The sequence below is a fragment of the Corynebacterium suranareeae genome (assembly GCF_002355155.1).
GTDB classification, from domain to species: domain Bacteria; phylum Actinomycetota; class Actinomycetes; order Mycobacteriales; family Mycobacteriaceae; genus Corynebacterium; species Corynebacterium suranareeae.
Window position 1 is genome coordinate 2,889,043 of record NZ_AP017369.1, and the last position, 12,177, is coordinate 2,901,219.

The window sequence follows — 12,177 nt, forward strand, 5'->3', positions numbered from 1 at the left end:
TTTACTGCCTGGCTGCCATATTAGGCGTGGGCTCTACTTCCGATATCTATTGGAGTGGACAAAGCCTTAAACAAGCATAGAAACGCAAAAAGGGAGTGGTACGTGCACTTGTGTGTGCATGTACCACTCCCTTGTGGAAATAAATATAGCCCCTAGGAACACACTGTTGTGTTTCTAGGGGCTACATATTATTTGTTAAGTTTTTGGTCGGCGGTAACCTACTCTCCCACACCCTCCCGAGTGCAGTACCATCAGCGTAACCAGGCTTAGCTTCCGGGTTCGGAAAGGGACCGGGCGTTTCCCTGCTACTATCACCACCGACACAACCACACACCAAACCAACCACACAGGCTGGTTGTGTTGTGTCAGACACTGCATAATGGACGCGAACACACATTTTTATATGCTCATTTGTTACGTTGCGTTAGAACAACCCCCAAAAGGGGTGTTTGTTGTTATCGGTACATTAGTACCAGTCACCTCCACACCTCACAGTGCTTCCAGATCTGGCCTATCAACCCCATAATCTACAGGGAACCTCAAACGAAACCTCATCTCGAAACAGGCTTCCCGCTTAGATGCTTTCAGCGGTTATCCCTCCCGTACGTAGCCAACCAGCCCTGCTCCTGGCGGAACAACTGGCACACCAGAGGTACGTCCGTCCCGGTCCTCTCGTACTAGGGACAGCCTTCCTTCAAGTTTCAACGCGCGCGGCGGATAGAGACCGAACTGTCTCACGACGTTCTAAACCCAGCTCGCGTGCCGCTTTAATGGGCGAACAGCCCAACCCTTGGGACCTACTCCAGCCCCAGGATGCGACGAGCCGACATCGAGGTGCCAAACCATCCCGTCGATATGGACTCTTGGGGAAGATCAGCCTGTTATCCCCGGGGTACCTTTTATCCGTTGAGCGACACCACAACCACAAGTAGGTGCCGGATCACTAGTCCCGACTTTCGTCCCTGCTCCACCTGTCAGTGTCACAGTCAAGCTCCCTTGTGCACTTACACTCACCACCTGATTACCAACCAAGCTGAGGAAACCTTTGGGCGCCTCCGTTACATTTTGGGAGGCAACCGCCCCAGTTAAACTACCCACCAGGCACTGTCCCCAACCCAGATCATGGGCCAAGGTTAGACATCCAATCCGATCAGAGTGGTATTTCACCAACGACTCACACACAACTAGCGTCACATGATCACAGTCTCCCACCTATCCTACACAAACCGAATCAAACACCAATACCAAGCTATAGTGAAGGTCCCGGGGTCTTTTCGTCCTGCCGCGCGTAACGAGCATCTTTACTCGTACTGCAATTTCACCGGGCCTGTGGTTGAGACAGCAGGGAAGTCGTTACGCCATTCGTGCAGGTCGGAACTTACCCGACAAGGAATTTCGCTACCTTAGGATGGTTATAGTTACCACCGCCGTTTACTGGGGCTTAAATTCTCAGCTTCGCAAAGTAAACTTCACTAACCGGTCCTCTTAACCTTCCAGCACCGGGCAGGCGTCAGTCCGTATACATCAACTTCAACGTCTTCGCACGGACCTGTGTTTTTAGTAAACAGTCGCTTCCCTCTATTCTCTGCGACCACCACCAGCAAAAAAGATGCATGATCTTCCCACCAGTAGTGGCCCCCCTTCTCCCGAAGTTATGGGGGCATTTTGCCGAGTTCCTTAACCACAGTTCACCCGAACGCCTTAGTATTCTCTACCTGACTACCTGTGTCGGTTTAGGGTACGGGCCGAATACCACCATCGCTAGAGGCTTTTCTCGACAGCACAGGATCACCCACTTCACCCAAAAAGGGCTCCGCATCACGCCTCACACAAAAACAGTGCGGATTTGACCTACACTGCGTGCCACACGCTTACACCACAATCCAATAAGTGGCTAGGCTACCTCCCTGCGTCACCCCATCACTTAGCTACTACCAGATCAGGTCCCACGCAACCACACACCACCACAATCAAAGAAAGTGACAGGTGCTTATGGGTGGTTAGTATCACTGATTCACCATGGTCGCTGATACTCGGGTACGGGAATATCAACCCGTTATCCATCGACTACGCCTGTCGGCCTCGCCTTAGGCCCCGACTCACCCTGGGAAGATTAACTTGACCCAGGAACCCTTAGTCATCCGGCGGATACGTTTCTCACGCATCAATCGTTACTCATGCCTGCATTCTCACTCGCACACACTCCACCCAAGGTCACCCTCAAGCTTCACCGTAGTGCACGACGCTCCCCTACCCAACAATCCACAAGGGATCATTGCCGCGGCTTCGGCGGTGTACTTAAGCCCCACTACATTGTCGGCGCGGAATCACTCGACCAGTGAGCTATTACGCACTCTTTCAAGGATGGCTGCTTCTAAGCCAACCTCCTGGCTGTCTTCGCGACCCCACCTCCTTTTCCACTTAGCACACCCTTAGGGGCCTTAGCCGGCGATCTGGGCTGTTTCCCTCTCGACTACGAAGCTTATCCCCCGCAGTCTCACTGCTGCACTCTCACTTACCGGCATTCGGAGTTTGGCTGATGTCGCTAAGATGATAGTCCCGCTAAACCATCCAGTAGCTCTACCTCCGGCAAGAAACACACAACGCTGCACCTAAATGCATTTCGGGGAGAACCAGCTATCACGGAGTTTGATTGGCCTTTCACCCCTACCCACAACTCATCCCCTCAGTTTTCAACCTAAGTGGGTTCGCGCCTCCACAACCTCTTACAGCTGCTTCACACTGGCCATGGGTAGATCACTCCGCTTCGGGTCCAAGACATGCCACTAAAAATCACCCTCGTTAGGATTCGGTTTCCCTACGGCTACCCCACACGGGTTAACCTCGCGACATGCCGCTGACTCGCAGGCTCATTCTTCAAAAGGCACGCCATCACACACCAAAGGTGCGCTCTGACGGATTGTCAGCACACGGTTTCAGGTACTATTTCACTCCCCTCCCGGGGTACTTTTCACCATTCCCTCACGGTACTAATCCGCTATCGGTCATATCAAGTATTCAGGCTTACCGGGTGGTCCCGGCTAATTCACAGCAGATTCCACGAGCCCGCTGCTACTCGGGGTATCAACAACCACACACACCACCATGGCCTTCATGTACAGGACTCTCACCTTCTACGGTAGGCGTTCCCACACCACTTCCACTAACCACGCGATATATGCCCACATCCGGCAGAATATGGATGTTGTTGCCCCACAACCACCTACATGCAACCCCTGCCGGGTATCACACACATAAGTTTTAGCCATCATCCACGTTCGCTCGCCACTACTAACGGAATCACAATTGTTTTCTTCTCCTACGGGTACTGAGATGTTTCACTTCCCCGTGTCAACCCCCACACCAGCTATATATTCACTGATGGGTAACCACACATTACTGCAGCTGGGTTTCCCCATTCGGACATCCTCGGATCAACGCTTAGTTGGCAACTCCCCGAGGCATAACGCAGCCTCTCACGTCCTTCATCGGCTTGATATGCCAAGGCATCCACCGTGTGCCCTCAAAAACAACAAACACAAAAAAACCAACCACCACCACAATAAACAACAACGTGCTCATCTCATGGCGTTTGGCGCGTTCGGTCACACAACAAAATAAACAAAAAAATAAAGATGCTCGCGTCCACTATACAGTTCTCACACAACACACCACCCACACCACAACCAACACCACAAAGGCAATTGATTAAGCTGTGAATGCTCGATGTTAGAAACAACCCACACACACCACACACAGTGTGGTGCTTGCGATGTCATTCCAGACACCCAACAGCATGCCATTTAGTTCAGCCAGAAGTATTGTTTCTGGTTTTTGTCACCCACGGGGTCATCTCCACCCGATTAAATAAGTGTGTTGATGGCAACCACATCCGGGTTCCAACACCAACACCCCACCATAAAAGCACTGCCTTTATGCGGGGTTTATATAAAGCTCCTTAGAAAGGAGGTGATCCAGCCGCACCTTCCGGTACGGCTACCTTGTTACGACTTCGTCCCAATCGCCGATCCCACCTTCGACAGCTCCCCCCACAAGGGTTGGGCCACTGGCTTCGGGTGTTACCAACTTTCATGACGTGACGGGCGGTGTGTACAAGGCCCGGGAACGTATTCACCGCAGCGTTGCTGATCTGCGATTACTAGCGACTCCGACTTCATGGGGTCGAGTTGCAGACCCCAATCCGAACTGAGGCCGGCTTTAAGAGATTAGCTCCACCTCACGGTGTGGCAACTCGCTGTACCGACCATTGTAGCATGTGTGAAGCCCTGGACATAAGGGGCATGATGATTTGACGTCATCCCCACCTTCCTCCGAGTTAACCCCGGCAGTCTCTCATGAGTACCCACCAAATGTGCTGGCAACATAAGACAAGGGTTGCGCTCGTTGCGGGACTTAACCCAACATCTCACGACACGAGCTGACGACAACCATGCACCACCTGTGAACCGACCACAAGGGAAAACGTATCTCTACGCCGATCCGGTCCATGTCAAGCCCAGGTAAGGTTCTTCGCGTTGCATCGAATTAATCCACATGCTCCGCCGCTTGTGCGGGCCCCCGTCAATTCCTTTGAGTTTTAGCCTTGCGGCCGTACTCCCCAGGCGGGGCGCTTAATGCGTTAGCTGCGGCACAGAAGTCGTGGAAGACCCCTACACCTAGCGCCCACCGTTTACGGCATGGACTACCAGGGTATCTAATCCTGTTCGCTACCCATGCTTTCGCTCCTCAGCGTCAGTTACTGCCCAGAGACCTGCCTTCGCCATCGGTGTTCCTCCTGATATCTGCGCATTTCACCGCTACACCAGGAATTCCAGTCTCCCCTACAGCACTCAAGTTATGCCCGTATCGCCTGCACGCCCGAAGTTAAGCCCCGGGATTTCACAGACGACGCGACAAACCACCTACGAGCTCTTTACGCCCAGTAATTCCGGACAACGCTCGCACCCTACGTATTACCGCGGCTGCTGGCACGTAGTTAGCCGGTGCTTCTTCTCAAGGTACCGTCACCCACAAGTGGGCTTCGTCCCAAGCGAAAGGAGTTTACAACCCGAAGGCCTTCATCCCCCACGCGGCGTCGCTGCATCAGGCTTGCGCCCATTGTGCAATATTCCCCACTGCTGCCTCCCGTAGGAGTCTGGGCCGTGTCTCAGTCCCAATGTGGCCGTACACCCTCTCAGGCCGGCTACCCGTCGACGCCTTGGTAGGCCATTACCCCACCAACAAGCTGATAGGCCGCAGGCTCATCCCACACCGCAAAAGCTTTCCACACCACCCCTACAGTGATGTGAGTATTCGGTATTAGACCCAGTTTCCCAGGCTTATCCCAAAGTGCAGGGCAGATCACCCACGTGTTACTCACCCGTTCGCCACTCATCCACCAAATGCAAGCATCTAGTTTCAGCGTTCGACTTGCATGTGTTAAGCACGCCGCCAGCGTTCGTCCTGAGCCAGGATCAAACTCTCCACAAAAAAACAAGAAAATGTCTCTTAAGGCTTGTGAAAAGCCCAACACCTGACAAAAACAACAACACCCCCACCAACCACACCAAAGCATGGCCAGAAAAAAGAGGGTGTTACTGGCATTATCAAAAAATATAATGATGTGTGTGGGTTTCTTCCCTTGACGGGGAACAAGACCACCCACACGATAATCATGCCAACAATAGTTTTATTGTTTACAGTGATGGATAATTTTGGCGATCCACCACCCGGCATGACCCACCACAACCCCTATGGATTATGGTAGTGACAAAAATAAAATAAATGGCACACTATTGAGTTCTCAAACAACACACGCACACTGAAGAGACAAAGAAGAAATTTAGTACTTCTTGCTCCCCTGCAGCTTGTACGACTCTACTCTAAAAGTTAATCAGAATGCAACTTAAGTGAATTCTTCAAAACAATTTTCTAAAGTCTTTCAGCGTTTCTTCGTGATAGCTTTCTAAGCTCGGTCCGTCTCGCTGACTTGAATTAATCTACACAGCGCCCCAACTAAGCACAAACCCCCAGCTCAACACTTGTTTCACTGGGGGCGAGATTGAGTGCAGTTAAGAAGCAACCCTTTCGATGGTTGCTCCTAGCTTCTGCAGGTTTTCCACAAAGTTGGGATATCCACGATCAATGTGGAATACATCGTGAACTTCCGTGACTCCGTCAGCACACAGTGCTGCGAGGACGAGTCCTGCTCCTGCACGAATATCTGAGGACCAGACTGAAGTGGAAGAAAGCTGTTCGATTCCTCTGATAACAACATGGTGTCCATCAACGTTTGCGTCTGCGCCAAGTCGAAGCATTTCATCGACGAAGCGGAACCGGGATTCAAAGACATTTTCTGTAATAACCGAAGTGCCTTTAGATACAGCATTAATCCCAATAGCCATTGGCTGCAGGTCGGTAGGAAAACCTGGGAACGGAAGGGTTTGATAGTCAGTTGCTTCTGGCTGTTTATCCATTTGGACGCGGAATCCGTTTTCGTAGGATTCCACTTTGGCTCCAGCAATCTTCAGTTTTTCAAGCGGAAGATGAAGGTACTTTGGTGCAATTCCACCGACTGTAATATCTCCACGCGTCATTGCTGCGGCATAAGCCCAGGTGCCAGCAACGATGCGGTCGCCAATGACTTCGTGCTCAGTTGGGGTGAGTTTTTCTACGCCTTCGATGGTGATGGTTGGACTTCCTTCACCTTCAATGTTGGCGCCCATTGATCGAAGCATGCGGCAAAGATCCACAATTTCTGGTTCCCTGGCTGCGTTATCTAAGACTGTGCGTCCCTCTGCCATGACTGACGCAGTAAGAATATTTTCTGTCGCACCTACAGATGGGAAATCGAGGGTGATGTTTGCACCAACAAGCTTCTCAGCTTCTGCTACAACAGCACCGTGAGAAATACGTGTGGTGGCACCGAGTTTTTCCAAACCGCTTTGGTGCATATCTAGAGGACGTGAACCAATGGCGTCACCACCGGGAAGTGAAACGACAGCCCGTCCACATCGTGCAGTCAAAGGACCCAGCACGCAAACAGATGCGCGGAATTGGGTAACTGCTGGGAAATCGGCATTCGAGCTGAGTTCAGCTGGAGTAGTGATGGTTACTGTCGAACCATCAATGGTTACTTCACAGCCCAGACCCACGAGGACATCGCGCATCAGGGGAACATCGAGGATCTCGGGGCAATTGGTTAAAGTTGTGGTTCCTTCAGCAAGTAGCGCTGCAGCCATCAACTTCAAAACGCTGTTTTTTGCTCCATCGACTTTTACGGCTCCCTGTAGCCGTGCTCCACCAGTGACTAAAAACTTGTCTTTCACGTGCCCCACCTTATCTATGTTCTTAAGCATTGTGCGTAACGACAGCTAAAGTTTGAGGTTATGGCCGTACATTTAACAAAGATTTACACGCGCACCGGAGACGATGGAACCACTGGACTCTCCAATTTTGAACGTGTTGCCAAAGATGATGCACGTTTGATTGCTTTCGCTGATGCGGATGAAGCCAACTGCGCTATCGGTCAGGTGCTAGCCTTGGGCAACCCGAGCGATGAAATGGCATCATTATTGCGCACTATTCAAAATGAACTTTTTGATCTCGGAGCAGACTTATCTACTCCAATTGAGAAAGATCCGAAGTATCCGCCCTTGCGGGTCTTGCCGGAATATATCGAGCGTCTGGAAAAGGAGTGCGATAAATGGAACGAAAATGTGCCAGCCTTGGATTCTTTTATCTTGCCAGGTGGAACTCCAGCGGCAGCGCTCTTACATACAGCGAGGGTGATTACGCGTCGCGCGGAACGAGCAGCCTGGATTGCAGTGCGGGAATTTCCGAACACCACCTCTACCCTGCCTGCCAAATATTTGAATAGGCTGAGCGATTTGCTGTTTATTCTTTCACGCGTTGCCAATGATGGAGATGATGTGAAATGGGTTCCGGGCGGAAAAAGATAAACCACCCTCGGGCCGGTTTGGGCCGGAGGGTGGCGTCGATAAGCAAATTTTTAAGGCAAAGCGCCAATCCGGCGCGCGGCATTGACTGCCTCGTAGCGCGTGTGGGCGCCGAGCTTGCGCATGACTGAACGCAGGTAGCTCTTCACGGTCTCCGCGCCGATGCCCATTTCCTCGGCGGCTTCGACGTTGGTGTGACCGAGCGCGACGCAGGCCAGCACATCAAGCTCGCGAGCAGAAAGCTTTGTGGTCTGCTTGATGCGGACCGGGGTGACCATCTGATCACACAGTTCCTCTAAGTCGCGGCGAAGGTCTTCGTCGGTGACCCGGTTTGCAAGCATGCGCAGCTTCGAATGGGTGGAACGCACCTGCTCCCACTCGGCGCCATTCATCACGCGGTTGGCTTTCAAGGATCCGCGACCATCTGGGACTCCATTGCGGCGCAGCGCGGAGTTAATCGCAAGATTTTGCTCCAGTGTGCGGGCAGTCATGGTGACTTCTTCAATAACAGTGTCTCCAAGACGCACGGCCGAGTGCACGCCTACGTACAAAACGCCACGAATTTCACGGTGCACAATAACCGGGACAGCCACGATGGAATGAAGGCCTTCATCCTGAATCGCGGAGTCTTTCTCATGAGAAATGACATTTGCCCTGGTGTAATCACTCACACCGACCGGACGACGAGTTGCCACAACGCGTCCACCAACACCCACGCCTGGCTCAATAATCAGGTTCTGCAGTGCCGGGGTGCGCAACCCAACCCACTGAGTTATCTGCAGCCGATTATCCTGCAAGACAGTGGCGAACATGGTGACAGGGATGCCTGTTGCGGTTTTCAGCGATGTCAGCGCCGAACGAATAGCATCTTCGTCATCTTTAATCCGCTGGGTATCCACCTTCAGATTTCCTCCTGCTTTACACCCGTGCTGGTACACCCATTAAGCGAACCACGGGTAACAATCATTCGACAAGGGTACAGTGTACCTCCCCTTTGGGGGTGAACATAGTCGAGGCAAATCATCAATATGTTGACACTTGCGCCCATTTTCGTTGATTTTCGGGGGTATTCAATTAAGTTCCCTACCCCTTAAGCACTACCCCCGGCGATCAAGTTACCCCCGAATAGGTACTTAATGTGCAGTTCACAACGGTTTTAAAGGAAATCACAAATCGTTGTCCGGTTTTTCATCCCCAAATACACCCACTACCCCCATTCGCGGTAACGACACGATTCAAGTTTGCTAAAAATAGTGTCCTAGAACACTTTTTTTGGTTCGAAAAACATGAAATTATTAGACGCGACTGCCAAATCTTTAAGATTTTTCCACCAACAGGCTTTTTAAAAAATGCTTTTCGACGCCACACCCCAACCATCAAGCGCCGTTAAAAATATTCATCCCTAGGACTAGGTTCTACCTGCAAAAACATTCGGTCTAGAAATACTGAACAGAACTGTCTATTTCTTGGCTAGCTTTTTGTGTACACTCAAATCGCAGGGGCTACTTTCCTTTTATGGCAGTCCAACAAAAGTTAAAGCAATTACTGATTGGAGCACTCCCCACATGGGTAACGTGTACAACAACATCACCGAGACCATCGGCCGCACCCCACTGGTGAAGCTGAACAAGCTCACCGAAGGCCTGGACGCAACCATCCTGGTCAAGCTGGAATCCTTCAACCCAGCAAACTCCGTGAAGGACCGCATCGGTCTGGCCATCATTGAAGCAGCAGAGCAGTCCGGTGACCTGAAGCCAGGTGGCACCATCGTTGAAGCAACCTCCGGCAACACCGGTATCGCACTCGCAATGGTTGGCGCTGCACGTGGTTACAACGTTGTCCTCACCATGCCAGAGACCATGTCCAACGAGCGTCGCGTCCTGCTCCGCGCTTACGGTGCAGAAATTGTTCTCACCCCAGGTGCAGCTGGCATGCAGGGTGCAAAGGACAAGGCAGACGAGATCGTCGCTGAGCGCGAAAACGCAATCCTTGCTCGCCAGTTCGAGAACGAGGCAAACCCAAAGGTTCACCGCGAAACCACCGTTCAGGAAATCCTCGAAGACACCGACGGCAACGTTGACATCTTCGTCGCAGGTTTCGGTACCGGCGGAACCGTAACTGGCGTTGGCCAGGTTCTGAAGGAAAAGAACCCAAATGTTGAGATCTACACTGTTGAGCCAGAGGCTTCCCCACTGCTTACCACCGGCAAGGCTGGCCCACACAAGATCCAGGGCATCGGCGCAAACTTCATCCCTGAGGTCCTAGACCGCAAGGTTCTCGATGACGTGCTCACCGTCTCCAACGAAGACGCAATCGCTTACTCCCGCAAGCTTGCTGTTGACGAAGGCATCCTCGGCGGCATCTCCACCGGTGCAAACATCAAGGCTGCGCTGGACTTGGCAGCAAAGCCAGAGAACGCTGGCAAGACCATCGTCACCATCGTCTGCGACTTCGGTGAGCGCTACGTCTCCACCGTTTTGTACGAAGACATCCGCGACTAATCCCTGCGGTTGTTAACCACCTAAGCTTCATGCTTGGGTGGTTTTTTGATATCTAGGGCTTGCGTCTGGCTTTTCTTGGATGAATATTTCTCACACGAGTTTCCACTTGCCCAATAGACGCGCTGTTAGACTTGCCAGCATGCTCTCGACTCTAAAAATGATCCGTGAAGATCTTGCAAACGCCCGTGAACACGATCCAGCAGCCCGAGGCGATTTAGAAAACGCCATAGTTTATTCCGGCCTCCACGCCATTTGGGCACACCGAGTCGCACACAGCTGGTGGAAATCCGGTTTCCGGGGTCCAGCCCGCGTATTATCCCAATTCACCCGATTCCTCACCGGCATTGAAATTCACCCCGGTGCCACGATCGGTAGACGCTTCTTTATTGACCACGGCATGGGAATCGTCATCGGTGAAACCGCAGAGATCGGCGAAGGCGTCATGCTCTATCACGGTGTAACCCTAGGCGGACAGGTTCTCACACAAACTAAGCGCCACCCGACACTCTGCGACAACGTCACAGTAGGTGCCGGCGCAAAAATCTTAGGTCCAATTACCATCGGCGAAGGCTCCGCTATCGGTGCTAACGCAGTTGTCACCAAAGATGTACCAGCTGAACACATCGCAGTTGGAATTCCAGCAGTAGCACGACCACGCGGTAAGTCTGAGAAAATTAAACTAGTAGATCCCGATTACTACATTTAAAGAAAATATTGGCGCCCTACCTGATGTTTGAGGTAGGGCGCTGTTTTTATTTGGTGAGTTTTTTTAGATTTTGAGCCGATTAAGGGGCTGCGCCATTAACAGCAAAGGGTTTCAACCGTTTTTTCTGTTATGCCGTTGTTCCGATGTCCCGATGTACATAAGACCACAAGATTTCCTGATTTCGGCCACCTTTTTGCCAATATCTTGTGGTCTTATGTACACACGGAAGGCAGGCACCGAAGGCAGGCGCGAAATACAGGCCCGGAAAGCAGACACCGAACGCAGGCGCATCTCAAAACCTATTTCCGCGACTGTATTGCACGGAAGTAGCTCACTGAGCCTTCGGATGGGATTTAGACAAGAAAGGCTAGTTTTTTAAATCCTTATACTCAGGGTTCTTCTTAATAAAACCCGCCACGGCAGAGCACGCATCATGGATGCGGATGCCGTTTTCACGGGCATCATCTAAAGCAAACTTAATCAGGGGTGCAGAAAGCCCTTGTCCGCGGAATTCAGGCTTGATGACAGTGTGGTTAAAGTTTCGGAAATCAGGTCCATCCAAGTAGCTTGCAAACCCTGCGGGAGTGCCGTCTACGTTGAGAACAAAGCGCTTCTGCCCTTCATTATGGACAATTTCAATGTTCTGGTTCTCGCTCATGCGTGTGCTCCTAGGTATGTTTTCCAGGCTTCTTAAATCACCGGATTACTGGAAAGGGCTCCCCGACAAAAATAAACCGTCATCCACCGGGGCTACTTCTCCTTTATACCTTTTGAACACAAAGACACCCGGTTTTATTTCCTAGGGAAATAAAACCGGGTGTAGATGGTGGCCAGAGCCGGGATCGAACCGGCGACCTTTCACTTTTCAGGCGAACGCTCTACCGACTGAGCTATCTGGCCAGGGGCTGCTCTACAGTATAGACCAACTCCTGCGACCCTGACGGGACTTGAACCCGCGACCTCCGCCGTGACAGGGCGGCGCGCTAACCAACTGCGCCACAGGGCCTTAAAG

The 12,177-nt window shown here is 51.8% G+C and carries 6 protein-coding genes, 2 tRNA genes and 3 rRNA genes; 3 read left to right on the forward strand and 8 right to left on the reverse strand.

Translation table 11 applies throughout. The features are described from left to right. Positions 1–205: 205 nt before the first annotated feature. The 4 genes from rrf to murA form a co-directional block, all read right to left on the reverse strand. A 5S ribosomal RNA gene (gene rrf / locus N24_RS13355) occupies positions 206–322 on the reverse strand. A 124-nt stretch (positions 323–446) separates the two neighbouring features. Continuing rightward, positions 447–3,537: ribosomal RNA gene (locus N24_RS13360) — 23S ribosomal RNA — on the reverse strand. Between the two features lie 425 nt (positions 3,538–3,962). Next, positions 3,963–5,490, reverse strand: a 16S ribosomal RNA gene (locus tag N24_RS13365). Together the 16S, 23S and 5S rRNA genes form the textbook arrangement of a ribosomal RNA operon. A 581-nt stretch (positions 5,491–6,071) precedes the next feature. Further along, on the reverse strand, positions 6,072–7,328 hold the full coding sequence (gene murA, locus N24_RS13375; RefSeq protein ID WP_096458069.1) for a UDP-N-acetylglucosamine 1-carboxyvinyltransferase: 1,257 nt from the start codon (positions 7,326–7,328) through the stop codon (positions 6,072–6,074). A gap of 60 nt (positions 7,329–7,388) precedes the next feature. Between murA and N24_RS13380 the strand changes: the two genes are divergently transcribed. Then, entirely contained in the window at positions 7,389–7,961 is a 573-nt protein-coding gene (locus N24_RS13380) for a cob(I)yrinic acid a,c-diamide adenosyltransferase (protein WP_096458072.1), read from the forward strand. Between the two features lie 50 nt (positions 7,962–8,011). On the opposite strand, the gene ramA is transcribed toward N24_RS13380, so the two are convergent. Then, positions 8,012–8,857 carry an acetate metabolism transcriptional regulator RamA gene (gene ramA, locus N24_RS13385; RefSeq protein ID WP_096458073.1) on the reverse strand — a complete coding sequence of 282 codons (846 nt, stop codon included), beginning with the start codon at positions 8,855–8,857 and terminating at the stop codon, positions 8,012–8,014. A 666-nt stretch (positions 8,858–9,523) separates the two neighbouring features. Here ramA and cysK point away from each other — a divergent pair. Further along, positions 9,524–10,459 (forward strand): cysteine synthase A, encoded by a 936-nt coding sequence (gene cysK / locus N24_RS13395; protein WP_096458076.1) that lies wholly within the window; start codon positions 9,524–9,526, stop codon positions 10,457–10,459. A 139-nt stretch (positions 10,460–10,598) separates the two neighbouring features. Continuing rightward, positions 10,599–11,165, forward strand: coding sequence for a serine O-acetyltransferase EpsC (gene epsC / locus N24_RS13400; protein ID WP_167382122.1), 567 nt, complete (start codon positions 10,599–10,601; stop codon positions 11,163–11,165). A 367-nt stretch (positions 11,166–11,532) separates the two neighbouring features. Here epsC and N24_RS13405 read toward each other — a convergent pair whose 3' ends face one another. From N24_RS13405 to N24_RS13415, 3 genes are all read right to left on the reverse strand, one after another. Next, on the reverse strand, positions 11,533–11,823 hold the full coding sequence (locus tag N24_RS13405; RefSeq protein ID WP_096458083.1) for a GNAT family N-acetyltransferase: 291 nt from the start codon (positions 11,821–11,823) through the stop codon (positions 11,533–11,535). Positions 11,824–11,989: 166 nt separating this feature from the next. Beyond that, positions 11,990–12,065: transfer RNA gene (locus tag N24_RS13410), tRNA-Phe, on the reverse strand. Between the two features lie 32 nt (positions 12,066–12,097). After that, positions 12,098–12,171: transfer RNA gene (locus N24_RS13415), tRNA-Asp, on the reverse strand. Positions 12,172–12,177 lie beyond the last annotated feature (6 nt).